We start from the raw sequence: 25,239 nt of genomic DNA on the forward strand, positions 1-25,239 counted from the left end.
CGGGCGCGCAGCGCGCGAGCCCGACTTAGCAGGAACGCTTGCCTTGAATTCATCGCATGACACTTCATCCCGGGCCGCGCCGGACAACGCATCTGCTTCGGGCACGCCCGCGCCGCGTGCGGCAGCGCCGGTGCCGGGCGTGTCGCTGAGTCGGCGCCGCGCGAGCGAGCTCGACGACATCTTCGCCGACAACGGTCTGCTCGCGCGGCAGATCGACGGTTATCGGCCGCGTGCGTCGCAGATCGAGATGGCGCGCGCGGTTGCCGCGGCGATGGAGGCGTCGGGCCGTGCAATGCCCGAGCCCGTGATGTTCGAGGCGCAGAAGCGCCCGGCGCGACGCCTGCAGCAGACTGGCGCTGACGCCGCCACTGAGGCGACCGACAGCAACGCCGAAGCCGAAGGCGTCGAAGCAGGTGAGAACACGCTGATCGTCGAAGCGGGGACCGGCACCGGCAAGACCTATGCGTACCTCGTGCCGGCCATGCTGTGGGGCGGCAAGGTGATCGTCTCGACCGGCACCAAGCATCTGCAGGACCAGCTGTTCCAGCGCGACATTCCGACCGTGCGCGACGCGCTCGCGGTGCCGGTGTCGGTCGCGATGCTGAAGGGCCGCGCGAACTATCTGTGCCATTACTACCTGCAACGCACTGCGGACAACGGCCGTTTGCCGTCGCGCCAGGAGACCTCGTATCTGCAGGACATCGTGCGCTTCGCGAAGATCACGCGCACCGGCGACAAGGCTGAACTCGCGAGTGTGCCGGAGACCGCGCAGGTGTGGTCGATGGTCACCTCGACGCGCGACAACTGTCTCGGCCAGGAGTGTCCACACTACAAGGACTGCTTCGTGATGCAGGCGCGCCGCGAAGCGCAGCAGGCCGATATCGTGGTAGTCAACCACCATCTGTTTTTCGCCGACATCATGCTGCGCGATACCGGCATGGCGGAGTTGCTGCCGACTGCGAACACCGTCATCTTCGACGAAGCGCATCAGCTGCCCGAAACCGCCACGCTGTTTTTCGGCGAGACGCTATCGACCGCGCAGTTTCTCGAGCTCGCGCGCGATTCGGTGGCCGAGGGTCTCGGTCACGCACGCGATGCGGTCGATTGGGTCAAGCTCGGCGCGACGCTCGAGCGCGCCGCGCGCGACGTGCGGCTTGCGTTCAAGGAAGATACGGTGCGTCTGTCGATCGGCCAGTTGCCCGACGATCATCCGCTATTCCCCGCGCTCGACACGCTCGAAGCCGAGCTCGACGCTTTAGCTTCGGCGTTGGCGGGGCAGGCCGAGCGAGCCGAATCGCTGGGCGCGTGTCTGCGTCGCGCGCGCGAGCTCCAGGACGTGCTGAGCGGCTGGACCACGCCGCCAACGAGCGCGGAACGCGACGCGGGTGCGACACGCGAAGGCGACGCAGGTGCCGAGCGCACCAATCCGAACGAAAAGGTCCGCTGGATCGAGGTGTTCTCGCACACGGTGCAGTTGCACGAAACGCCGTTGTCGGTCGCGCCGATCTTCGCGAAGCAGCGCGCCGGCGTGCCGCGCGCGTGGATCTTCACATCGGCGACGCTGTCGGTGCGGGGCGACTTTACGCACTACGCGGCGCAGATGGGCTTGAACTCGAAGCGCTCGATGACCTTGCCGAGCCCGTTCGACTATCCGTCGCAAGGGCTTCTATACGTGCCGCGCAATCTGCCGCAGCCGTCATCGCCGATGTTCACCGACGCTGTGTTCGATGCGGCATTGCCCGCGATCGAAGCATCGGGTGGCGGCGTCTTCATGCTGTGCACGACGCTACGCGCGGTGGACCGTATCTCGGCGAAGCTGCGCGACGCGATCGAGTCGCGCGGCTGGGACTATCCGCTGCTGGTGCAGGGCGATGCGAGCCGCACCGAACTGCTCGATCGCTTTCGCACGTACGGCAATGCGATTCTGGTCGGCAGTCAGAGCTTCTGGGAAGGTGTGGACGTGCGCGGCGACGCGCTGTCGCTGGTGGTGATCGACAAGCTGCCGTTTGCGCCGCCAGACGATCCCGTGCTGGCCGCGCGGCTCGACGCACTGACGAAGAAGGGCTTGAGCCCGTTCGCCGTGCATCAGTTGCCGCAAGCCGTGATCACATTGAAGCAGGGCGCGGGCCGGCTGATTCGCGCGGAGACCGATCGTGGCGTGCTGATGATCTGCGATACGCGGCTCGTCGATAAGCCTTATGGCCGCCGTATCTGGCAGAGTCTGCCGCCGTTCAAACGCACCCGCGAGATAGAGGTGGTCCGCGAGTTCTTCGAGGAACCGGTCGAACGCGGTTGAATGTCTTGATCGGTTGCTGCGTTCAGGTGACGCAGCAACCCAACGACGTGTGCTGCATGCGCGGTGCATCGCAAACAAAAAAGCCACGAATTTGCATTCGTGGCTTTTTAATGCTGCTTGCCAGGGGCTGCTGGTTTGAGCAGCCTCCCTCATCGACGTTGGCTGCGACGAGAGCCGTCGCAACGTCGAGCGAGCGCAGCTTACTGGCTTGCGCCTGCAGCCGGCGATGCTGCTTGAGCCGGCGATGCTGCTTCAGCCGGGGATGCTGCTTCTGCGGGCGATGCTGCTTCTGCCGGGGATGCAGCGACTGCCGGCGATGCTGCTTCAGCCGGGGACGCGGCAGCAGGTGCGGACGCAGCATCTGACGGAGCAGCGGCTTGTTCGCTCTTATTGCATGCAGCGAGTGCCACAGCTGCCAACAGGGATGCTACGAGGAGGGATTTCTTCATGATCACGTCCTTTTATGGTTTAAAGGTAAGCAACAGCGCAAAATAAAACCGGTAATGTGCTCCAACACCGACCTGGGCCGCTGGTGGAGATGCTCTTTCGAGAGCTGGAATCTTCCCTACGGCTTGGGCGGAAATTATATGCACTTTCGTACTGACAGTCGATAAATCCGGGGTCAATACGTTGTCTTTCTCATACAAAATTTCACTGTACGGTATAGCACGTGGGCAGAGTTACGCAAGCTCGCCCACCTGTATCCAGCCCGCACGATACCACTCGTGTAGCAGTGATGTCACAGATGAATCGTGCGATAGTGTTACAAAGCGTTTCGCACTCATCGACCTCCGATTCGCGAGATCAAACAGCCATTTTTTCGCGCCGTCCCACGTCATTTCTTCTCCATTTACGAAGAAAAAACGACGTTCATACAACAGGTTAGTCTTGCGATCGAGCCGTAGACCGGATTTCGATGCGACGCCGATGAAACGGGCTTCGTTGAGTGGCCGTTGCGGCGGATCGAAGACGACACTCGGCTTCGGTTCGCTGAGGTATGTGCCGAGGAACGACGCAATGTCCTGCTCGTTCCATCGCACTTTAGCAAGCATCGCGCCCACCCGGTCGACGAGCGCCGCGGGCAGTTCGGCCGGCCGCTCGACGGCGGCCTGCCGCGGATCGCGGTAAAGGGCGCCGGCCTTGCCTGTCCCGTCTCCGCGCTCGGCCAGGTGGTACAGAAACTGCGCGGTCAGTTCGCTCTCGGACGGTGCGCGAAAACCGATCGAACAGGTCATGCATTCGCCCTCGGCGATGCCGTCGTGCGCGATGTGCGGCGGCAGATACAACATGTCGCCGGGCTCGAGCACCCACTCCTGATCGTGCTCGAAGTGCTGTAAAACTTTCAACGGCAAGCCGGGCTGCAGCGTCAGGTCTTTTTGCGCGCTGATCCGCCAGCGGCGCTTGCCTTTTACTTGCAAAAGAAACACATCGTAGGAATCGAAGTGCGGGCCGACGCCGCCGCCATCGGTCGCATACGAAATCATCAGGTCGTCGAGACGCGCGTCCGGCACGAAGCGGAAACGGTCGAGCAACGCACGGGCGCGATCGTCATGCAGGTCCACGCCCTGCACGAGCAGGGTCCACGCGCGCTGTTTGACGGACGGCAGTTCGTCGGGCGCAAACGGGCCGTGCTCGAGTTGCCATTTGTTGCGGAAGTGCGTGATCAGGCGTGCTTCGACGTCGTCCTGATCGGCCAGCTCGAACAACTCGTCGCGCGACAGCGGCGCTTCGATGTCCGGAATCGCCTGGCGGATCAGCAGCGGCTTTTTCTGCCAGTAGCGGCGCATGAATTGCGACGGGCTAAGCTGGCCGAGCAGTGCGGTCGGAATGTCGGGCGAGGGCGGAAGAATGGGCTGCGTGGCCGGCTTTGCAGCAGACGGCGAATTGCTTGCCGAACGTGCATCGGCCGGGAGGTGAGTGGGCCGCCTGGGCATCGTATAATGTGAGTTGTATTCTGGAGAATCGAATGAAAATCGCAAAGAACACCGTCGTGTCGGTCGCGTACAAGCTGTCGGATGCGCAAGGCAATCTGATCGAGGAAAGCGAAGAGCCGATGGTCTATCTTCACGGCGGCTATGATGGCACGTTCCCCAAGATCGAGGAAGAGCTCGACGGCCACGAGGCTGGCTTCGAAACCCAGATCCAGCTCGAGCCGCAAGACGCGTTCGGCGAATACGATCCCGAGCTTGTGAAGATCGAGCCGCGCGATCGCTTCCCGGAACCGCTCGAAGTCGGCATGCAGTTCGAAGGCACCCCGGAGGATGGCGACGAGGAAATCGACGCGCTGGTCTACGTGGTGACCGACGTCGCCGAAGACAAGGTCGTGCTCGACGGCAACCATCCGCTCGCCGGTATGGCGCTGCGTTTCGCGTTGACCGTCAAAGACGTGCGTCCGGCAACTGAAGACGAAATCCAGCACGAGCACGCGCATGGCGCGGACGGCCTCGAAGTCCTCGACGACGACGAAGACGAGGACGAAGACGACAACTCAAAACCGACCCTGCACTGAGCTTGCGGGTGTGCGCGGTGTCGTCGCGGGGGCAGGCGGCACCGGTGCGGGCAATGCTGGCGAAGCTGGCAGTATCGACCCCGGCGGCATTGAGATCGCGGGCCCGTAGTCGCCGCCGCCCTGGTCGGACGGGATGCGCGGCTGCTGGTCCTGCGACTCTCCAGGCGTCTGCAATACGGGCGGCAATTCCGACCCCGGCCCGAACCCTTCCACATTCGGCATCTCCGGCGCAGCCGGCATCGACGCGCCGGATTCGTCACGCGGCGATACGGGTGGCAAGACAGGCGGCGTGGTGGGCAGCGGCATCTGCTTCGGCACGTCGCGCACGCTGACTCTGAACGGCGGCTTCCTGCCGAAATCCGCTTCTACTTGAATCCATTGGTTGAGACGATCACGCGGCGCGAGCGCAATGCGCGTGAAGTTCGTCACGACCATCCCCTTGTCGTTGCGTAGCGGCTGATCGATGACGAAACCTCCGGCCTGCCGTTCATCGTCTGCATGAACGACGACCACGGGTCCGGAGAAAATCTGCGCGAGCTTGACCAGACTGCGCTTGAATTCGAGAAAGCCGTCGCGGCGCGGACTGTGCGCAAAGTGCAGCCAGGCGAACCGTTCGGGTCGCTCATAGCGCTCCGGGGCGAAGTCACCCTGAATGAACACGACGATCGCGCGCGCGTCCCGGCGCTTCGCGTATTCGGCGGCGTGCTCGAGCCAGAATGCATTGGCGATCACGCGATCTTCGAACTCACCGTTTCTGCCGGCCGCGCTCAGGTAGTGATTGTTCGGACCCGGCGCGTTCAAACCGATGAAGACGATGTCGCCGCCTTTTGTATTCGCTTTTTCGTTGACCACCCAGCGCACGTTTTCGCGAAATGGACGGAAGCGCGACACCTCGCTCTCGCGCGTCAAGGCGACCGGGTTCTGTCCCATCGAGGTCGGCTCGGCGAACAGCGTCTGGCGCAACTGGTCGAGCCGTTCGACCGGATCGAAGCCGCCGGCTTCCGCCGTGCCGCAATCGACCCAGTCATGCTGGCCGGGGATAAAAAAGAGGGCAGTGCGCGAGCTATCGAGCAACGTCTGACGGCGCTCGAGCAACGCGTCGCGACAAACTTCCTTCGGCCCTTTCAGATTGCCGTCGTAGACGATGAAGCGCACATCGCGCTCGCGGCCAATCGCATCGAGCAACCGTTGCGTGGCGGCTTCGTCCGCGGGGCTGTGCATCGTGTCGGAGACCACTGCGAACCCGAAGCGCGAGGCTTCTGCGTGCGCCGGCGCGCTCCATGCGCACACGGCCGCGAGCACGACGATGCCGCCTGCCGGTGCGAGCACGTGGCGCAGCGCTGCGCGAAGCCCGCACGGATGCGGCGGGCGTCTCCGCGTGTCAGTGGTTCGCATCCGGAGCGACGGCCAGTTCATGCAGTTCGTACAGCAGATCGAGCGCTTCGCGCGGCCGCAGATCGTTCGGATCGATGCCGCGCAGGCGCTCGACGAGTGTCTGCATTGCGGGCGACGCAGGCGTTGCGTCGCTCGCCGCCTCGAGGTCGTCGTCCGCATCTTCGGCGAGCATGGCAGGCTGCGTCGCAAACAGATCGAGTTGCGGCGCGGGCTGCGCGGCCGATTGCTGTTCCAGATGCGCGAGATGTTTGCGCGCCGCGCGGATCACCGCGTTGGGGACACCGGCGAGTTGCGCGACCTGCAGACCGTAGCTCTGATTGGCCGGTCCTTCGTTGACAGCATGCAGGAACACGATGCCATGCCCATGCTCGACCGCCGACAGATGCACGTTTGCTGCGTGCGGAAATTCCGCGGGCAGTTGCGTCAGCTCGAAATAGTGCGTCGCAAACAGCGTGTAGCAGCCATTGTGGGATAGCAGGTGACGCGCGATCGCCCACGCGAGCGCGAGACCGTCAAAGGTCGATGTGCCGCGGCCGATCTCGTCCATCAGCACGAGGCTTTGCGGCGTCGCGTCGTTGAGGATCGCGGCGGCTTCGGTCATCTCGACCATGAAGGTCGAGCGGCCGCCGGCGAGGTCGTCGGCGGCGCCGATGCGCGTGAAGATACGGTCGATCGGTCCGAAGGCCGCGCGCCGCGCCGGCACGTAGCTGCCAACGTATGCGAGCAGCGCGATCAACGCGGTCTGGCGCATGAAAGTCGACTTACCGCCCATGTTCGGACCGGTGATCAACAGCAGCTTGCGCTCGGTCGCGAGTGAGCAATCGTTGGCGATGAACTGCTCGACCTGCGCCTCCACCACCGGATGACGACCCTGCTCGATGTCGATGCCGGCGTTCGCCGAGAACGTCGGCGCAACCCAGTCGAGCGCGCGAGCGCGTTCGCCGAACGCGGCCAGCAGATCGAGTTCGGCAAGCGCGAGTGCGACGCGCTGACAGTCGGGAATGAACGGCAGCAACGCTTGCAGCAATGCGTCGTACAGTGCGCGTTCGCGCGCGAGCGCGCGTTCCTGAGCGGACAGCGCTTTGTCCTCGAAGGTCTTCAGCTCGGGCGTGATGTAGCGCTCGGCGTTCTTCAGCGTCTGCCGGCGGCGATAGTCGTCGGGCACCTTGTCGGTCTGGCCGCGCGTGACTTCGATATAGAAGCCGTGCACCTTGTTGTACTCGACGCGCAGATTGTTGATGCCGGTGCGCGCGCGTTCGCGTGTTTCGAGATCGATCAGGAACTGTCCGCAGTTCTCCGAAATATCGCGCAGTTCGTCGAGTTCCGCGTCATAGCCGCGTGCGATGACGCCGCCGTCGCGTACCATCGCGGCCGGCTCCTGCGCGACCGCGAGCTTGAGCAAATCGACGCACGCATGCGGCGGCTCGAGCGCCGCGTCGATGCGCGCAAGCGAATCCGCGTTCGCTGCCACTACCGCGAGCTGCGCGCGCAAAGCAGGCAGCGCGATGAAGGTATCGCGCAGGCTCGACAGATCGCGCGGCCGCGCCGACAGCAGCGCGAGACGCCCGGTGATCCGTTCGATGTCTGAAATCTGCCGCAATGCGCTGCGCAATGTATCGAGATCGGTGCCCGGCGGCGCGTCGAGCAACGCGCCGATCGCCTGCTGCCGCGCCTGTGCCACCGCCGAATCGCGCGGCGGATGATGCAGCCAGTGACGCAGCAGGCGGCTGCCCATCGTCGTGCAGCAGGTGTCGAGCAGCGAGCACAGCGTCGGCGATTCGGTGCCGCGCAGCGTCTCCGTGAGTTCGAGATTGCGGCGCGTGGCCGGATCGAGGCCGATGTATTCGGATTCGGATTCGACCTTCAGGCTGCGCACGTGACGCAGTTGCTGGCCTTGCGTAGACGCCGCATACAGCAGCAATGCGCCCGCCGCGCCGCATGCGCAGCCGAGCGAATGCGCGCCGAAGCCGTCGAGGCTCGCGACTTCGAGCTGATCGCACAGGCGCTTCGTACCCGACGTGACATCGAAGTGCCAGGCCGGCACGCGCTTGAGCGCGCTGGCGTTGACAGGCGGTGTCCAGCTGGTGGAGTCGGCGGCGGCATCGGCGACCAGAATTTCCGCGGGACGAATACGCTCCAGCGCGGCGGCGACCTGATCGGGCGCGACTTCGGCGAGGCGCAGCGCGCCGCTCGCGAGATTGAGCCACGCAAGACCGACGCTCGTCGCGACGCCGCGGCGATTGTGCGCGACGCACAGCGCGAGCAGATAGACATCGCTCTTGTCGGACAGCAGCGCGGCGTCGGTCAGCGTGCCAGGGGTGACCACCCGCATCACCTTGCGCTCGACCGGGCCTTTCGAGGTGGCCGGGTCGCCGATCTGTTCGCAGATCGCGACCGATTCGCCGAGCTTCACGAGCTTGGCCAGATACTGCTCGACCGAGTGATGCGGTACGCCGGCCATCTTGATCGGATTGCCGGCCGATGCGCCGCGCTGCGTGAGCGTCAGGTCGAGCAGGCGCGCGGCTTTTTCCGCGTCGTCGAAAAAGAGTTCGTAGAAGTCGCCCATCCGGTAGAACACCAGCGTGCCCGGATGCTCCGCCTTGATACGCAGGTACTGCTGCATCATCGGCGTGTGTTGTGCGACGTCGTTGGCCGCTGCGGTTTGAATGCCCATCCTTCGTGTCTTCTTGCGGTAGATGCTCAGGGCGTGAGTTTAACCCGCCGGCGGGGCGAGCGGACCCTGGCCGAACGGACGATGCCCAACCCGGGAGCATGATGGCAGCATGAGCGATCCGATATAAGCGTGCGATTTACGCGATCGCGGCGGGCTGCGCCGTCGAGCCGCGCCACGCGCGGTCATTGCCGGAGCACCCCGATGCATTCATTCCTCGATCATCGCCCGCATGTCCACTCTGCGTTCGTTCTCGGCGCTGCGGCGTTTCGCGAGCCACATCAGCACTGTGATGAAGCTGCCGAACACGACGATGATCCACTGCGCGGGCATCTTTGCCGTGAGCAGCAGCGCGTACACGCCGAGCATCAGCAGCACCGCGAGGTTCTGGTTGAAATTCTGCACGGCGATCGAGTGACCGGCCGACAGCAGCGTCGCGCCGCGATGCTGCAGGACCGCGTTCATCGGCACGATGAAAAAGCCCGACAGTCCGCCGAGCACGATCATCAGCGGGTAGGCCAGCAGAATGTAGTAGGGCGCGACGTGCGTGCCGAAGCGCAGCCCCGCGCCCGGCGGGAACAGGTCCTTGTTGTAGAAGGCCATCAAGATCGCCACCGCACCTGTGAGCACGCCGACCGGCAAAACCTTCAGCGAGTGTCGCAACGGAATCAGCGCGGCCGCACTCGCCGCGCCGATCGCGATGCCGACGCCGGTCACGCCCTGCATCACCGCGGCTTTCGACAACGACAGCCCGAGGTTCACGTTCGCCCATTTGAGCACCAGCAGCTGCATCGTCACCGCGGCGCCCCACATCAGCGTGGTCACCCACAGCGCGATCTGCGCGAGCTTGTCGGCCCACAGCACGCGGAAGCAGTGATGGAAATCGCCGAGCAGCTTGCTCGGCTCGGTCAACCGGTTCGGATAGCGCGCGCCGGTATCCGGAATGAAGATGTTGATCGCGGCGGCGATCGCGTAGGTGAGCATCACCGCGGCCATCGCGAGATCGGCGGCGGGGTGCATCAGCGGCAAATGCACGCGCGTGACGAAATGCTCGACGACGGTGCTGATCAGCGCACCGCCGAGCATCGTGCCGACGATCGTCGACAGCACCGTCGCCGATTCGAGCCACGCGTTCGCGCGCACCAGCTTTTCGGCGGGCAGCAGCTCGATGAGGATGCCGTACTTGGCGGGCGAATACGCGGCCGCGCCGAAGCCGACCACGCCGTAGGCGATCATCGGATGAACGCCGATGATCATCATCAGGCAGCCGCTCGCCTTCAGCGCGTTGGAGATGAACATCACGTGGCGCTTTTGCATCGAATCGGCGAACGCGCCGACAAAGGGCGCGAGCAGCACGTACGAGATCGTGAAGAAGACCTGCAGCAGCGGCGTAACCCACGCGGCCGAGCGCATTACGGAAAGCAGCGCGATGGCTGCGATCAACAGCGCATTGTCGGCGAGCGACGAAATGAACTGTGCCGCGATGATCGTATGGAAGCCTTTTTTCATGGGGACGGTTAGAGTCTGCGCCCGGGGTGAACGTCGGACAGGGTCAAAGCGGGATGGAGCACAGAACGGTCCCGGCCGAGTCCCGTCCCGAGTCACCGCGGCTTTTCGGCACGCCGCCCCGTAAGCCGCAGCGCCGCCAACAAAAAAGCGGCCGAAGCCGCTTTTCTGCACAACTCTTATACGTGGCCGCGGTTCCGCCGCGGCGGTGCACCTTACGCCGACTGCTGACGTGTGCGGCTATAGCGCGACAGGATCGGAATCATCTGCGCGTAGACCTTCGGGTTGCCCGCGACGACTTCGCCGACGTGCAGGAAATCCGAATCACCAGTGTAGTTGCCGACCAGACCGCCGGCTTCGGTGATCAGCAGGCTGGCCGCCGCGACGTCCCATGCGTTCAGGCCCTGCTCGAAAAAGCCGTCCATGCGGCCGGCCGCGACGTTGGCCAGATCGAGCGCGGCGGCGCCCGGACGGCGCAAGCCCGCGCAGGCTTCGGTCATCTCGGCGAACTGACGGCCGTACGATTCGATGCTGTCCTGCGCGCGAAACGGGAAGCCGGTGCCGATCAGGCAGTCGGCGAGGCGGTCACGCCTGGCGACGCGGATGCGGCGATCGTTGAGGAACGCGCCACGGCCGCGCGATGCGGTAAACAGATCGTTGCGGTTCGGGTCGTAGACGACGGCCTGCGTGACGATGCCCTTGTGCGCGAGCGCGATCGACACGCAGTAGTAGGGGAAGCCGTGGATAAAGTTGGTGGTGCCGTCGAGCGGATCGATGATCCACTGGTATTCGGAATTGTCGTTCGACTTGCCCGATTCTTCGGCGAGGATGGCGTGATCGGGATAAGCGGTCTTCAGCGTTTCGATGATCGCTGCTTCGGACGCTTTGTCGACCTCCGTGACGAAATCGTTGTGCTGCTTTTTGCTGACCTGAATCAGGTCGAGATCGAGCGATGCGCGGTTGATGATCTGAGCTGCGCGGCGCGCGGCCTTCACAGCGATATTGAGCATGGGATGCATAAACTGATCCTTGTGCCGGGGCAGCACGGCTGCCGGCCGGTAAATAAGCGCGAAACCTGCGCTAACGGGCGCCGCAACGACGCAAAAAACAGTACGGAACGGCCGCCCGGCTATCCAACCGGAGCGCATTCCGTCGACGGAGACGAATTGAATAAGAACGGTGCGGCCGGTTCGACGAAGGCTTTAGCAAACGTCGGCGCCGGACGCGAAAAGCGGTATTTTACCTGAGTCCGGCCGCCCTCGCGCAGGTGCTCGCTAACGTAGAGCCGATGTGCCGCACGGACGCCCGTTGGCGCTACCATACGCGTCTTGAGTTCTAGCCAGCCGAGTTTCATCGTGGATCACACCCACCATTCCTCCGACCCCGCCGTGGCCGATTTGCGCGGCGGCTTCACGTCGACGCGTTTCGTGCTGGTCGAGCCCAGCCATCCGGGCAATGTCGGCGCCGCGGCGCGCGCGCTGAAAACCATGGGCTTTTCGCGGCTCGTGCTCGTATCGCCGCGCGTGCCGAACGTGCAGAACGATCCCGAAGCGATCGCGATGGCGAGCGGCGCCGACGACGTGCTCGCCTCCGTGCACGTGGTGCCGTCGCTGGCCGATGCGCTGACCGGCGTGCACTGGTCGATCGCGCTGACCGCGCGGCTGCGCGAATACGGTCCGCCGCAATGGACACCGCGTGCGGCTGCCGCCGCCGCGCACGCCGAGGCGATGCACGGCGAGATCGCGCTGGTGTTCGGCAATGAGCGCACGGGCTTGTCGAACGAGGACGTCGAGCGATGCAGCGCGCTCGCGCATATTCCGGCCAATCCGGCCTACAGCTCGCTCAATCTCGCGCAGGCGGTGCAGGTGCTCGCCTACGAGCTGCGCACCGCGTATCTCGGCGCCGATGAAGCGACCGACGATGCGCCCGCCGCAGGGGCACGCATGGCGCCGGCCGAATCCGCCGGTACGCGCGCGCAGATGGCAGCCAGCGACGAGATCGAGAGCATGTTCGCGCATCTGGAAAGCGCACTGGTCGCGCTCGAGTTTCTCGATCCGGCCAATCCGAAGAAGCTGATGTCACGGCTGCGGCGGCTCTTCGCGCGCTCGGGCCTTGAGCGCGAAGAGGTCAACATCGTGCGCGGCATCGCCAAGCACATCCTGCTCAAGACCGGGCGGACCGGCTGACGGCCCGTTGACGATCCCGTCGCGGCGCACCTGTTGCGCCGCGTTCATCTGACGACAACCTTGCCGGTAACGAGGACTTCCGGCAGGTTTCGCGCAATCGCCCTACAATCCACGAAACGTTAGAAACAAAGCTGCCGCCGTGCTAAGCGGCAGCCATGCCGTCACGTGTGGCGCGAAATGCAGAGGCCTGCGCAAGCGCAAAGCGCGCGGACCCGCTCACACAGACGGTTTTTCCCCCAAAACAACACAGTCCCTGCCATGTTCACGAGACTTCGCGAAGATATCGCCACGATCCGCGAGCGCGATCCCGCCGCCCGCAGCGCATGGGAAGTGCTCACGTGTTATCCGGGACTGCACGCGCTCATGCTGCATCGGATCGCGCACGCGTGTTGGCGCGCGAAGCGCCGTTGGCTCGCGCGTTTCGTGTCGCAGATGGCGCGCTTCATGACCGGTATCGAGATCCATCCGGGCGCGACCGTCGGGCGGCGCGTGTTCATCGATCACGGCATGGGCGTCGTAATCGGCGAGACCGCGCAGATCGGCGACGACTGCACGATCTACCAGGGTGTGACACTCGGTGGTACGTCGCTCACTCGCGGCGCGAAGCGGCATCCGACGCTCGAGCGTGGCGTAATCGTCGGTGCGGGCGCGAAAGTGCTCGGCAGTTTCACGATCGGCGCGGACGCGAAGATCGGATCGAACGCCGTGGTGACAAAGCCGGTGCCCGCGCGTGGCACGGCGGTCGGCAATCCGGCGCGCATCATCGTGCCGGCGTCGGTCGCCGCGGACGCGAACGGCGCCAACGGTGCGAACGCGAATGCAAACAACGCCGCGCGCGACGCGAAGCGTGGCGGCGAAATCAGCGCGTTCTGCGCATACGGCATTACGCCCAACGCGGACGATCCTGTTTCGCTCGCGATTCACGGTCTGATCGATCATGCGGCTACCCAGGCGCGGCGTATCGATGAAATCGTCGATGCGCTCGAGCGGCTCGGCACCAGCCTCGAAGGGCTGCAAGGCGCGGATGCGGCGTTGCTCGACTTGCGGCGTCTATCGGCGGCGATCGCGGGGAAGGTGGAAGGGGCGGCGGCGGAGCGCTAGATATCGGCGCTTCGACAGCGCGAAGCGCACGCCGTACTTACCGGTTCAATCCAGCGGCAACGCCCGAATCCCGTCGGCATCGATCTTCAGATAGCCGCCACGGCGCTCGCCGTGATCGAGATCCCAGTCCGGCAGAACCCAACGCGTGCCGCCCGGCTCGCGATGCCGCGCGGGCAGATGGGTATGCCCGTGAATGATCGTCGCGGTCTTCGATTTCCTGAACAGCGCGGCGACGCCGCGCGGGGTCACGTCATACTTGATCGACATCGGCCGCGTGCGGCCGTGCTCGCTCTTCGAGCGCATGTTCTCGGCGAGCTTGCGACGCCAGCGAAACGGCCACGCGAGAAACAGTGTCTGCGCGAGTCGATTGCGCGCGAAACACCTGAACAACTGATAGCCGCGATCCGCGGTGCACAGCCCATCGCCATGGGCGAGCGCAATGCGCGTGCCGAACGCGGTGATCACGAATGGATCGGGCAGCCAGATCGCGCCGGCAGCTTTCATGAAGCGCTTGCCCAGCAGAAAGTCGCGATTACCGTGCATGATGTAGAGCGCGATACCGCGCTCGGACAGCGTGTGCAGCAGCGCCGCAATACGGGCGACGAACGGCTCGCCCAGCATGTCGTCTCCGACCCAGTATTCGAACAGGTCGCCGAGGATGAAGACCGAGTCGGCCGCTTCAGCGTTCACGCGGATGAAGTGCTCGAACGCGGCGACTGTGCGCGGAATCGCCCCGCTCAGATGCAGATCGGAGAGGAAGAAAAAAGGGCGCGCGGCGTGCGGGCGTGGGCCCTCGCCTGGCACGCCCGCGGCGACGCTTCGCAGCGGCGTCTCTTGCAGCATTGAAGGTGCCTGATGTCAGTTCAAACGAGTCGACGCCCGCATGGGGCGCGACTCACTCACGGCTTAGCCGACGACGACAGCCTTTTCGATCACGACGTCATCGACCGGCACGTCCTGATGGAAGCCCTTCGAGCCGGTCTTGACCTTCTTGATCTTCTCGACCACGTCCATGCCTTCGACGACCTTGCCGAACACCGCGTAGCCCCAGCCTTGCGGCGTCGGCGACGAGTGGTTCAGGAAGTCGTTGTCGTTCACGTTGATGAAGAATTGCGCGGTCGCCGAATGCGGGTCGTTGGTACGTGCCATCGCGATCGAGCCGTTCTCGTTCTTCAGACCGTTGTTCGCCTCGTTGTTGATCGGCTCGGCCGTCGGCTTCTGCTTCATGCCGGGTTCGAAGCCGCCGCCCTGGATCATGAAGCCGTCGATCACGCGGTGAAACACCGTGTTGTCGTAGTGGCCGGCCTTCACGTAGTTCAGGAAGTTCTCGACCGACTTCGGCGCCTTTTCGGCGTTCAGCTCGAGTTTGATGACGCCGTGGTTCGTATGCAGTTCAACCATGATGGAATCCTTTGATGAACAGGTGGATAAAAGGCGCGTCGCGTCGTCATGCGTTGACGACAGGCCGCGCCGGGGCGTTGGTTGGGGCCGGGCTTCGGCCGCGCGGATTCGCTTGCTCGTGCGCCCGCTGGTTCGTTGTTATTTGCTCACCACCGTCGCCGACTGGATCACGACCGGTTTCTGCGGTACATCGCTCATCGGGCCGCGCGTGGTGGTGGGCGTGGCTTCGATGCGCTTCACGACGTCCATGCCGCTCGTGACCTTGCCGAACACCGCGTAGCCGTTGCCGTCCGGATTCGGGTAGTCGAGATTGGCATTGTCCACCGTGTTGATGAAGAACTGCGCGGTGGCGGAGTTCGGGTCGCTGGTGCGTGCCATCGCGATCGTGCCGGCGGTGTTCTTCAGACCGTTGCGGCTTTCGAGCGGGATCGGCGCGCGCGTCGGCTTCTCGGCGAAGCTCTGCGTATAGCCGCCGCCCTGGATCATGAAGCCCGGAATCACGCGATGAAAGATCGTGCCGCTATATTGGCCGGCTTTCACGTAGTCGAGAAAGTTCGCGACCGTCTTTGGCGCCTTTTCGGGATACAGCTCGACGCGGATGTCACCCTCCGACGTCTTCAACAGCACGGAAGGATGAGCGGCCTGCGAACCGGACTGCGCAAAGGCGGGTGCGTTTGCGATCAGGGCGGCGCTGCCGAGCGCCAACATCAACCATTTCATGAAAATCCTCGGGGTTGGAGAAAACGTGCGGCAGGCAAAGAGCCCGGCGCTCAGCGCGACGGCGCCATGTACGGCGGCATGGCGAGCGAGCCGTTCGGGCCGCCGAACTGGAAGCTCGGGCTGTCGGTAATGTTCGACGTGGGGTGCGCGGCGGGCCCGGTCGTCTGCTCGGCAGCGGGCTGCGACGCCGCGGCAGCGGGCACAGCGGGCGACACGACCTTCTGGATGTCCGCGAGACGCTGCGCGGTCCTCGGGCTAGCCTTGCCGAGGCTTTCCGCGCGACGGTACGCGGCATCGGCAAGGCGCAGATAGAGGTCGCCGAGGTTCTCGAACGCGAGACCGTAGTTCGGATTGACCTGGGTGGCCATCTCGAGCGCGGCGCGCGCTTCGGTCAGGCGGCCTTGTCTCGCGAACAGCGTGGCGAGATTGTTGTACGGTTCGGGCAACTCGGGATACAACTGCGTGAGTTCGGTGAACGCGGTGATCGCTTCGTCGTCGCGATGCAGATGCACGAGCACGTTTGCGCGTTTGAATTTTGCTTGTGCGTCGCGCGGGTTCGCGGCGACGCGCACATCGAGTTGGGTCAGCGCGGCTTGCCAGTTTTTCTGCGCGATCGACGCGTCGATTTCGGGCGTGTTGTCACGCACGGCGGGGCCTTGCGGCATCACCGCCGCCTTCTGCGCATAAGCGCTCGCAAGCGGCACCGCGGCAAGCGCGGCAACGACGGTGATTCGCCACGCGAGGGCGCGCGCCGCTTCGAAAGTAACGCCGCCAACAACGCCGCCGACAACGTCGCCAAACGCAATCGCGGCGAGGGTCGCAGCGCTGCGCGCGCGGCCGCTGGAGTGTTTCATAGGCTCAGGTCTGGATGTTATACTCCGAGCCATTCTAACAAAAGGTCTGCGCGTTCCGTCGAACCGCCGACTGTCTTTTCGCCACTCGTGGCCGTCTCCGCCCGGTTCGCAGTATCGTCTGCAGCCTGATCGCCGCACGAGGTGCGCCGGTTTAAGCTGTATGCGACGCACCCGTTGTCCTGTTGGTTTCGCGGGTCGCGACGCGCATGAAGCACAATGCGGACTTCTTTCGGCCCACGCACCGCTCTCTATGGAATCTCTGCGCATCTACAACACGCTCGCGCGTGACAAACAGACTTTCGTGCCGCTGCGCGAAGGTGTCGTGCGGATGTACGTCTGCGGGATGACCGTGTACGACTATTGTCACGTCGGTCATGCGCGGGTGATGGTCGTGTTCGACATCGTGCAGCGCTGGTTGCGCGCGCTCGGGTACAACGTGACCTACGTGCGCAACATTACCGATATCGACGACAAGATCATCAAGCGTGCAGTCGAGAACGGTGAAACTATCAAATCGCTGACTGATCGCTTCATCGCCGCGCTGCATGAAGACGCGGACGCGCTCGGCATCGAGCGTCCGGACATCGAGCCGCGCGCGACCGACTTCATTCCGCAGATGCTCGGCATGATCGAGGCACTCGAGAAAAACGGCTACGCGTACCAGGCGAGCGACGGCGACGTCAACTACGCGGTACGCAAATTCGCAGGCTACGGCAAGCTGTCGGGCAAGTCGCTCGAAGACCTGCGCGCGGGCGAACGTGTCGCGGCCAACGACGCGAAACAGGACCCGCTCGACTTCGTGCTGTGGAAGCAGGCGAAGCCCGATGAACCGGCCGACACCGGCTGGGATTCGAAGTACGGGCGCGGTCGTCCCGGCTGGCACATCGAGTGCTCGGCGATGGGCTGCACGCTGCTCGGCGAACAGTTCGACATTCACGGTGGTGGTCAGGATCTGCAGTTTCCGCACCACGAAAACGAGATTGCGCAAAGCGAGGCCGCGACCGGACAAACATTCGTCAATTATTGGATGCACAACGGCTACGTACAGATCGACAATGAGAAGATGTCGAAGTCGTTGAACAATTTTTTTACGATTCGCGAAGTGCTCGCGCAGTACGATGCAGAGGTGGTGCGTTTCTTCATCGCTCGCGCACATTACCGCTCGCCGCTGAACTACAGCGACGTGCATATCGACGACGCGCGCAATGCGCTCGCGCGTTTATACACGGCGTTGAAAGACGTGACACCCGATAATGCCGCGCTCGACTGGAACGAAGCGTACGCGCAGCGTTTCCAGGCAGCGATGAACGACGACTTCAACACGCCGGTGGCGGTATCGGTAATGTTCGAACTGGCCACTGAAGTGAATCGCACGCGCGACCCAGCGCTGGCCCGTCAATTGCGCGCGCTTGGCGCGGTGCTCGGGCTGCTTGGACGCGAACCGCGTGCATACCTGCAGCAGGCAGCGGGTGCTGCAGCCGAAGGCGCGCTCGAGCCCGCCGCGATCGAAGCGAAGATCGCCGCGCGCATCGCCGCCAAGCAGGCAAAGGACTATGCGGCAGCAGACCGGATCCGGGCTGAATTGCTCGAGGCCGGCGTTGCCCTTGAAGACAAACCCGGCGGGTTGACCGAGTGGCGGCGCGTGTGAGCGCACCTCGTACTTCCCTCTGAACGACTCGCCAGGCAGGAGGCAGGATGGCAACGGCCACGAAGACGCCGGCTAAACGCGCGGCGTCTCAAACCAGTGCGGCTGCCGCAGCATCGGCAGCCGCAGCCAAGTCGACGCGTGCGTCGACTCGCGCGGGAGATGGCGCGATAGACAGAGCGTCATCGAAAGCGGGCGGGGCGGCGAAAGCCGGCTCGGCCGCGGCAAAGAAGAGCGCGGTCAAACGCTCGGTTAATGGTGCGGGCGGCGCGGGCACTGAAGCCGCGCACGCGCCGGCCGCGAAGCGCGCGAAAACGGCCTCGCCGACGAAGGGCAATGGCGCAGTGCCGGCCGAACTGGCCGGAGACGTGCAGGAACTCGCACGCGATACCAACGCAGGCGAAGTCGTGCGCAAGACGCGTGTGTCGGCCACCTCGGCGAGCACGGTCAGCGCCGGCGGCGAAGCGGCCGGTGTCGCATCGCTCGCGAACGAAGTCGCGGTGCCGGTGCAGATCGGCGGCCTCGCGCCTGAAGTCACGCGTCCCGCGTATTGGGATAAGGCGTGTGCGGACCTCGTCAAGCGCGATCGCATTCTGAAAAAGCTGATTCCGAAGTTCGGCCCCGTGCATCTGCTGAGTCGTGGCGATCCGTTCGTCACGCTTGCGCGCTCGGTGGTCGGTCAGCAGATTTCGGTCGCGTCGGCGCAGGCGGTGTGGGCGAAGGTCGAAGCCGCGTGTCCGAAGCTCGTGCCGCAGCAGTTCATCAGGCTTGGTCTCGAGAAGCTGACCGCGTGCGGTCTGTCGAAACGCAAGGCCGAGTACGTGCTCGATCTCGCGCGGCATTTCGTGTCGGGCGCATTGCATGTTGGCAAATGGACGTCGATGGACGACGAGGCGGTGATCGCCGAACTCACGCAGATTCGCGGCATCGGCCGCTGGACCGCGGAGATGTTCCTGATCTTCAACCTGTCGCGTCCCGACGTCCTGCCGCTCGACGACCTCGGCCTGATCCGCGCGATCAGCGTCAACTATTTCAGCGGCGAACCCGTCACGCGCAGCGAAGCGCGCGAGGTTGCCGCGAACTGGGAGCCGTGGCGCACCGTGGCGACCTGGTACATGTGGCGTAGTCTCGATCCGTTGCCGGTCGACTACTGAAGAAGAACAGGAAGCGAAGCCGTTTCAAAGGCTATCGTGTATATCATGTCGATAGTTGAGAAATGGTTTTGACATCGGCTCGCGCGGTTAGAATACGCGCTGCCCGGTAAGTCCAAGGATTACAACCAATGAAGACCACGTTTCTGGATTTCGAACAGCCGATCGCTGAACTCGAAGCGAAGATCGAAGAATTGCGCTTCGTGCAGGACGACTCGGCCGTCGATATTTCGGAAGAGATCGAGCGGCTGTCCAAGAAGAGCCAGCAGCTCACCAAAGATCTGTATGCGAACCTCACACCTTGGCAGGTTTCGCAAATCGCCCGTCATCCGCAGCGTCCGTACACGTTCGACTACGTGAGCGAGCTGTTCACCGACTTCCATGAACTGCATGGCGACCGCAGCTTCGCGGACGATCTGTCGATCGTCGGCGGTCTCGCGCGGTTCAACGGTCAGGCGTGCATGGTGATCGGTCATCAGAAGGGCCGCGACACCAAGGAGCGCGCGCTGCGCAACTTCGGCATGCCGCGTCCGGAAGGCTATCGTAAGGCCGAGCGTCTGATGCGTCTCGCCGAGAAGTTTGGCCTGCCGATCTTCACGTTCATCGACACGCCGGGCGCGTACCCCGGCATCGGCGCGGAAGAGCGCGGCCAGTCCGAAGCGATCGGCCGCAATCTATACGTGATGGCCGAGCTGAAGACGCCGGTGATTGCGACGATCATCGGCGAGGGCGGCTCGGGCGGCGCGCTCGCGATCGCAGTGGCCGACAGCGTGCTGATGCTGCAGTTCTCGACCTACTCGGTGATTTCGCCGGAGGGTTGCGCGTCGATTCTGTGGAAAAGTGCCGCAAAGGCGCCGGAAGCAGCGGAAGCGCTCGGCTTGACCGCGCATCGCCTGAAGGCGCTCGGTCTGATCGACAAGATCGTCAACGAGCCGCTCGGCGGCGCGCATCGCGATCCGAAGGGCATGGCCGCGATGCTGCGCCGTGCGCTCGCCGATTCGCTGCGACAGTTCCAGGGTATGAGCACCAACGACCTGCGCGAACGCCGTTTCGAACGGCTGATGGCGTACGGCAAATTCAAGGAAACGACGCCGGGCGCATAAGCCCGCGCGTTGACCTGTCTCTATCGTCCACCGGCGCTTTCCGCGCTAACGACGTGACCACCACCGCCGACTCATCCGCCGAGCGCCTCGTGATCGAGGCGCTCGGCGCGGCGCTGTCCGGGCTCGATCCGAACGCGCGGATTGCGCTCGCATTCAGCGGCGGGGTTGATTCCAGCGTGCTGCTCGATGGGGCGGTGCGCGTCGCGGGTGCGTCGCGTTGTGTCGCGCTGCATGTGCACCATGGTTTGAGTCCAAATGCCGATGCGTGGCTCGCGCATTGCGAGGCATTCGCGCGCGAACGTGGCGTGGAATTCGACGCGCGACGCGTGGACGTTTCGCGCGGGCCGGGCGTGAGCATCGAGGCCGCGGCACGCGACGCGCGTTATCGCGCGCTCGACGCGATGTGCGCAGCGCACGACATCAGCACGCTATGGCTCGCGCAGCATGCGGACGATCAGGCCGAGACCGTGCTGCTGCAACTGCTGCGCGGCGCGGGTCTCGCGGGGCTCGCGGCGATGGCGCCCGGCTCGCTGCCGACGGGTGCGTCGACGACACGTATGCGGCCGCTTTTGCATTTGCTGCGCGCGCAACTCGAACGCTATGCGAGCGCGCGAAAGCTGCGCTGGATCGACGACGAATCGAATGCGGACATGCGGTACGCGCGCAATGCATTGCGTCATCAGGTGATGCCGGTCCTCGCGGTGCACTTTCCGGGCTTTCGCGATGCGCTCGCGCGCACGGCCGCGCATGCGGCATCCGCGCAGCGCTTGCTCGATACGCTCGCGCGCGCGGACATGGAGAGCGCGTTGCGCGATGACGGACGCGCGCTCGCGCACGACGCGCTGCTCGCCCTCGACGACGATCGCGCGCTGAATCTGCTGCGCTACTGGATGCGTACGCTCGGCTTCATCGCCGCATCGAGCGCACGTGTCGCGGATGCGCTGCGGCAGTTGCGCGAAGTCGGTGCGGGGCAGGACGGACATCGTCTGCGTATCGATCATGCGGGGCATGCGTTGCGCAGCTATCGCGGCCTCGTCTACTGGGAGGCCGGCGACAGCAGCGAGCCCGCCGACGAAACCGCGCTCGTGGAGCGCGAGATCAGCGAACTCGCGTGGCAGGGGCAAGAGGTCTGGCATCTGCCGCAATGGCGCGGCACGTTCGTGTTCGCGCTGGTGGATGCAGCCGCTGGCTCCGACGTCGCAGACGCATCGCCCGAAGCGCCACATGACGAAGCATCGGATACCGTTCCCGTCGGCGTCCTGCAACGCGCTTCGCTAAGCGTGCGGGCGCGCCGCGGCGGCGAACGCATGCGCGTCGGTGCGTCGAATGCGCCGAGCCGCACGCTGAAGAACCTGTTTCAGGAGCGCGGCATTCCCGCATGGAAGCGCGACGTGCCATTGCTTTACGTCGGCGATGAACTGCTGTTCGTGCCGCTGATCGGCGTGAATCGTGGGACGGTGCGCGACGCATCCGAGCACGAACCGCGCGTGAAAATCGCATGGCGCGAAGATCTGCTGATCGCCTGAGTGCCGGTCGGGCAGTCGCGCATGCCGCGCGTGCGCATGTCGAAATAGTGAAATAGGGCGCAAATCAACGATAAAACAGGCCATTGCGGGGCTGATTTGACGCATTTGAACGCTCTCTGCGTCTTGTCTTTTTGCGCCTAATCATGTACTTTAGCTTGTTTGCCCGACCCGATTTCGCCGTCGCTTTTGTCGCTATCGGTCGTTAGTGCCGGCAGGCGTGCGTGATCCGTCGTCGCCGTTCAAATCCGATCAGCCATTTGCGATTTCATCCCGGGCAAATCCGCGCGTGCTGCACGCGTGCTGCATCTACGCCGCCACACACTTTGCCGCCGTTCACGAGACGTTGCGCCCCTGTGCTTTCTGTGCGGTCGTCTCCAGCGCGCCAGCGCGGTTTATCTTCCAGTTCAGAACGACAATGGCACTCATCGTACACAAATACGGCGGCACCTCGATGGGCTCGGTCGAGCGCATCAAGAACGTCGCCAAGCGCGTCGCGAAATGGCACAAGGCCGGCCACCAGATGGTCGTCGTGCCCTCGGCAATGTCCGGCGAAACCAATCGCCTGCTTGGCCTCGCGAAAGAAATCACGACTCAACCGAGCCCGCGTGAACTCGACATGATCGCCGCCACCGGCGAGCAGGTGAGCTCGGGTCTGCTCGCGATCGCGCTGCAGGAAGCCGGCGTCGAAGCGGTCAGCTACGCAGGCTGGCAGGTGCCGGTCAAAACCGATAGCGCGTTCACGAAAGCGCGCATCAGCGACATCGACGGCGAGCGCGTCAAGCAAGACCTCGCGGCCGGTAGGGTGGTCGTGATCACCGGCTTCCAGGGCATCGACCCCGACGGCCACATCACGACGCTCGGTCGCGGCGGCTCGGACACCTCGGCGGTCGCGGTCGCGGCTGCGCTGAAGGCCGACGAGTGTCTGATCTACACGGACGTCGACGGTGTGTACACGACGGACCCGCGCGTCGTTGAAGAAGCGCGCCGGCTCGACCGCGTGACGTTCGAAGAAATGCTGGAAATGGCCAGCCTGGGTTCGAAGGTGCTGCAGATCCGCTCGGTGGAATTCGCCGGCAAATATCAGGTGAAGACGCGCGTGCTGTCGAGCCTGACCGATCCGCTGATGCCGCTCGACGACGAAATGAAGTCGGGCACCCTGATTACTTTTGAAGAAGACGAGACCATGGAAAAAGCAGTCATCTCGGGCATCGCGTTCCAGCGCGACGAAGCTCGTATCGCCGTGATGGGCGTGCCCGACAAGCCGGGCATCGCGTATCAGATTCTCGGCCCGGTGGCGGACGCGAATATCGACGTCGACATGATCATTCAGAACCAGAGCGTCGAGGGCAAGACGGCGTTCACGTTCACGGTTGGCCGCGGCGACTATGCGCGCGCAATGGAAATCCTCACCGGCACGGTGAAGGCCCACGTGCAGGCCGAGCAGGTGCTGGGCGACCCGAAGGTGTCGAAGGTGTCGGTGGTCGGCGTTGGGATGCGCTCGCACGTCGGCATCGCGAGCAAGATGTTCCGCACGCTGTCGGAAGAGGGCATCAACATTCAGATGATCTCGACCTCCGAAATCAAGATTTCGGTGTTGATCGACGAAAAGTACATGGAGCTCGCAGTGCGCGCGCTGCATAAGGCCTTCGAACTCGATCAGGCATAAATGGCGGAAAAAACGGGGCGCTCTAGAGCGCCCCGTTTGTTTTGTGGCGTTCATGTGAACGATTTGCGTCGCGGGACGCGTCGTTGGCACAAAAATGTTCGCGAGACATTGACCTTATCGGCCCGGCCCGCTATTATCTTGGCTTCGTCGCACTGACTCCCTGTGCGACAGAAAGTTTGGGAGACGTGGCCGAGAGGTCGAAGGCACTCCCCTGCTAAGGGAGCATCTGGGCCAAAACCTGGATCGAGGGTTCGAATCCCTCCGTCTCCGCCAGCAATGGTGGCGAAACCCCGCAGAGTCTAGGCTCTGCGGGGTTTTTGTTTTTCGGCGACCGTTGTTTCGTTTTCTCTTACTGCCCAAGCTTTGCGCGGTGACGAGGTGAGTTGTTGCTTGCATTGAATCGGCGGCGCCACGCAATGACGTCGACGGGATTGTCCTGTTATGCAGGCATCCTGATTACTGCTGTCTCTCTGAACGCGCGCCGCTTAGAACGCCTGCCGCAACCCCACCATACCGACGAACAGAGACTGGCACGACGACGGCGTCGTGTTCTGCGAGTCGCCGACCACCGCGAGCGCGTCGGCGGCGGTCACACCGCTGCCCGACGCGATCAGCGATTTGCCGCTTCCATGTTGATAGGCCTCGAGCGCGTACAGCTCGGTGCGCGCCGACAGGTTATAGGTCTGTTCGAGTGAGATTTGATGATAGTGCGCCGGGTCGGTGATGCGATTTGTCTCGCTTGCCTGCGTGAAGCTATAGCCGCCGTCGACGGTCACGCTCGGCGTGGGCCGGTACGTCGCGAACGCGCCGTAAAGTGTTGAATACCGCCTTGTCGAAGAACAGCGGGCCGTGGCCCGGTGCGTCCTGCACATTCGAGTAGTTGAGGCCCAACATCAGATCGTGCCACGTGTAGCGGCAGTGCACCGCTGAACAGGCTGCCGTTCGCAACGCTGCCGTGAACGCCGCTGAGACCGTACTGCGCAGTTGCCCTCAGACCCGCGATCGTCGGTGATAGATAGGTAACCGAATTATTGAGCGCAGTGCCGTGTCGGGGGCGTCGAGACCGCCTGGGTGCGCGCCGGTCGCGCCGGTCAGCACGCCGGTCGGTCCGAGTGCGCCGACCACCTGGAAGTAGGGCGTGTACTGGCGGCCGATCGTCACGGTGCCTTAGCGGTCGTTCGCGAGGCCGACATCGGCCTGGCGGTTGGACAGGTAGCCCGCGGTGCTTTGCGCGCCGCTCAGCGAATTGAAGCCGCTCTGGAGCCGGAAGATCGCCTTCGTGCCGCTGCATGAATGTTCTTTCGAAAATGAAATGTTCGTTTGCGGCAGACCCGCCAGACCAGCGGCCCCCGGCCCCGCCGACGGCGCTTTTTCGCCGCCGCATAGCGCATGTAACCAGACATTACGCCGCGCCGTTGAGGCGATTTTCAGCATCAGTTATTACAAAGTTGAAATACGCGCGTTGCTGCCTTGCGTTATATTTCCGCCAACAAAACATGTTCGTACAAA

The 25,239-nt window shown here is 63.9% G+C and carries 20 protein-coding genes, 1 tRNA gene and 1 pseudogene; 11 read left to right on the top strand and 11 right to left on the bottom strand.

Features of this window, described 5'->3' with window-relative positions; translation table 11 throughout:
• The first annotated feature begins 43 nt into the window (after positions 1–43).
• Positions 44–2,296: an ATP-dependent DNA helicase gene (locus ACLFKU_RS01185; protein ID WP_410847912.1), complete on the top strand. Its 2,253-nt coding sequence runs from the start codon at positions 44–46 to the stop codon at positions 2,294–2,296.
• A gap of 200 nt (positions 2,297–2,496) precedes the next feature.
• On the opposite strand, the gene ACLFKU_RS01190 is transcribed toward ACLFKU_RS01185, so the two are convergent.
• Together ACLFKU_RS01190 and ACLFKU_RS01195 are read right to left on the bottom strand one after the other, a co-directional pair.
• Positions 2,497–2,745 carry a hypothetical protein gene (locus tag ACLFKU_RS01190; protein WP_410847913.1) on the bottom strand — a complete coding sequence of 83 codons (249 nt, stop codon included), beginning with the start codon at positions 2,743–2,745 and terminating at the stop codon, positions 2,497–2,499.
• 231 nt (positions 2,746–2,976) lie between these two features.
• Positions 2,977–4,230: a JmjC domain-containing protein gene (locus tag ACLFKU_RS01195; RefSeq protein ID WP_410847914.1), complete on the bottom strand. Its 1,254-nt coding sequence runs from the start codon at positions 4,228–4,230 to the stop codon at positions 2,977–2,979.
• A gap of 32 nt (positions 4,231–4,262) precedes the next feature.
• Here ACLFKU_RS01195 and ACLFKU_RS01200 point away from each other — a divergent pair, with 32 nt between their 5' ends.
• Entirely contained in the window at positions 4,263–4,805 is a 543-nt protein-coding gene (locus ACLFKU_RS01200) for a peptidylprolyl isomerase (RefSeq protein ID WP_013089763.1), read from the top strand.
• Here the strand turns inward: ACLFKU_RS01200 and ACLFKU_RS01205 are convergent.
• From ACLFKU_RS01205 to ACLFKU_RS01220, 4 genes are all read right to left on the bottom strand, one after another.
• Positions 4,785–6,200: a hypothetical protein gene (locus ACLFKU_RS01205; RefSeq protein WP_368586083.1), complete on the bottom strand. Its 1,416-nt coding sequence runs from the start codon at positions 6,198–6,200 to the stop codon at positions 4,785–4,787. The two genes, ACLFKU_RS01200 and ACLFKU_RS01205, sit on opposite strands and share 21 nt — an antisense overlap.
• The gene (gene mutS / locus ACLFKU_RS01210; protein ID WP_410847915.1) at positions 6,187–8,874 is read right to left on the bottom strand and encodes a DNA mismatch repair protein MutS; all 2,688 of its coding nucleotides are present in this window, start codon (positions 8,872–8,874) and stop codon (positions 6,187–6,189) included. The genes ACLFKU_RS01205 and mutS overlap by 14 nt, the downstream gene beginning before the upstream one ends.
• Positions 8,875–9,081: 207 nt before the next feature.
• Positions 9,082–10,380 (bottom strand): lysophospholipid transporter LplT, encoded by a 1,299-nt coding sequence (gene lplT, locus ACLFKU_RS01215; RefSeq protein WP_410847916.1) that lies wholly within the window; start codon positions 10,378–10,380, stop codon positions 9,082–9,084.
• A gap of 212 nt (positions 10,381–10,592) precedes the next feature.
• On the bottom strand, positions 10,593–11,396 hold the full coding sequence (locus tag ACLFKU_RS01220; protein ID WP_410847917.1) for an inositol monophosphatase family protein: 804 nt from the start codon (positions 11,394–11,396) through the stop codon (positions 10,593–10,595).
• Here ACLFKU_RS01220 and ACLFKU_RS01225 point away from each other — a divergent pair.
• From ACLFKU_RS01225 to cysE, 3 genes are all read left to right on the top strand, one after another.
• Positions 11,391–11,624, top strand: coding sequence for a hypothetical protein (locus ACLFKU_RS01225; protein WP_368586087.1), 234 nt, complete (start codon positions 11,391–11,393; stop codon positions 11,622–11,624). The two genes, ACLFKU_RS01220 and ACLFKU_RS01225, sit on opposite strands and share 6 nt — an antisense overlap.
• A 108-nt stretch (positions 11,625–11,732) precedes the next feature.
• Positions 11,733–12,563: an RNA methyltransferase gene (locus ACLFKU_RS01230; RefSeq protein ID WP_368586088.1), complete on the top strand. Its 831-nt coding sequence runs from the start codon at positions 11,733–11,735 to the stop codon at positions 12,561–12,563.
• Positions 12,564–12,821: 258 nt separating this feature from the next.
• Positions 12,822–13,664 carry a serine O-acetyltransferase gene (cysE, locus tag ACLFKU_RS01235; RefSeq protein WP_410847918.1) on the top strand — a complete coding sequence of 281 codons (843 nt, stop codon included), beginning with the start codon at positions 12,822–12,824 and terminating at the stop codon, positions 13,662–13,664.
• Positions 13,665–13,709: 45 nt separating this feature from the next.
• Here cysE and ACLFKU_RS01240 read toward each other — a convergent pair whose 3' ends face one another.
• From ACLFKU_RS01240 to ACLFKU_RS01255, 4 genes are all read right to left on the bottom strand, one after another.
• Positions 13,710–14,507, bottom strand: coding sequence for a UDP-2,3-diacylglucosamine diphosphatase (locus tag ACLFKU_RS01240; protein WP_410847919.1), 798 nt, complete (start codon positions 14,505–14,507; stop codon positions 13,710–13,712).
• Positions 14,508–14,570: 63 nt separating this feature from the next.
• Positions 14,571–15,065 carry a peptidylprolyl isomerase gene (locus ACLFKU_RS01245; RefSeq protein WP_368586091.1) on the bottom strand — a complete coding sequence of 165 codons (495 nt, stop codon included), beginning with the start codon at positions 15,063–15,065 and terminating at the stop codon, positions 14,571–14,573.
• Positions 15,066–15,203: 138 nt separating this feature from the next.
• A complete protein-coding gene (locus tag ACLFKU_RS01250; protein ID WP_018435468.1) occupies positions 15,204–15,785 on the bottom strand; it encodes a peptidylprolyl isomerase in 582 nt (193 codons plus the stop codon).
• Between the two features lie 50 nt (positions 15,786–15,835).
• On the bottom strand, positions 15,836–16,639 hold the full coding sequence (locus tag ACLFKU_RS01255; RefSeq protein ID WP_410847920.1) for a tetratricopeptide repeat protein: 804 nt from the start codon (positions 16,637–16,639) through the stop codon (positions 15,836–15,838).
• 250 nt (positions 16,640–16,889) lie between these two features.
• On the opposite strand from ACLFKU_RS01255, the gene cysS reads away from it, so the two are divergent.
• The 6 genes from cysS (at position 16,890) to ACLFKU_RS01285 (ending at position 24,003) form a co-directional block, all read left to right on the top strand.
• Entirely contained in the window at positions 16,890–18,287 is a 1,398-nt protein-coding gene (cysS, locus tag ACLFKU_RS01260) for a cysteine--tRNA ligase (RefSeq protein WP_410847921.1), read from the top strand.
• A gap of 47 nt (positions 18,288–18,334) precedes the next feature.
• Positions 18,335–19,438 carry a DNA-3-methyladenine glycosylase family protein gene (locus ACLFKU_RS01265; protein WP_410847922.1) on the top strand — a complete coding sequence of 368 codons (1,104 nt, stop codon included), beginning with the start codon at positions 18,335–18,337 and terminating at the stop codon, positions 19,436–19,438.
• A gap of 128 nt (positions 19,439–19,566) precedes the next feature.
• The gene (locus ACLFKU_RS01270) at positions 19,567–20,538 is read left to right on the top strand and encodes an acetyl-CoA carboxylase carboxyltransferase subunit alpha (RefSeq protein ID WP_368586095.1); all 972 of its coding nucleotides are present in this window, start codon (positions 19,567–19,569) and stop codon (positions 20,536–20,538) included.
• A 53-nt stretch (positions 20,539–20,591) separates the two neighbouring features.
• Entirely contained in the window at positions 20,592–22,064 is a 1,473-nt protein-coding gene (tilS, locus tag ACLFKU_RS01275; RefSeq protein ID WP_410847923.1) for a tRNA lysidine(34) synthetase TilS, read from the top strand.
• Between the two features lie 415 nt (positions 22,065–22,479).
• Complete coding sequence (locus tag ACLFKU_RS01280; protein ID WP_018435472.1) at positions 22,480–23,730, top strand: aspartate kinase; 1,251 nt, start codon at positions 22,480–22,482, stop codon at positions 23,728–23,730.
• Positions 23,731–23,909: 179 nt separating this feature from the next.
• Positions 23,910–24,003: transfer RNA gene (locus ACLFKU_RS01285), tRNA-Ser, on the top strand.
• A 212-nt stretch (positions 24,004–24,215) separates the two neighbouring features.
• On the opposite strand, the pseudogene ACLFKU_RS01290 reads toward ACLFKU_RS01285, so the two are convergent.
• Positions 24,216–25,164: pseudogene (locus ACLFKU_RS01290) on the bottom strand (porin).
• Between the last annotated feature and the right edge of the window lie 75 nt (positions 25,165–25,239).

The organism is Paraburkholderia sp. EG304 (assembly GCF_046543485.1).
GTDB lineage: Bacteria > Pseudomonadota > Gammaproteobacteria > Burkholderiales > Burkholderiaceae > Paraburkholderia > Paraburkholderia youngii.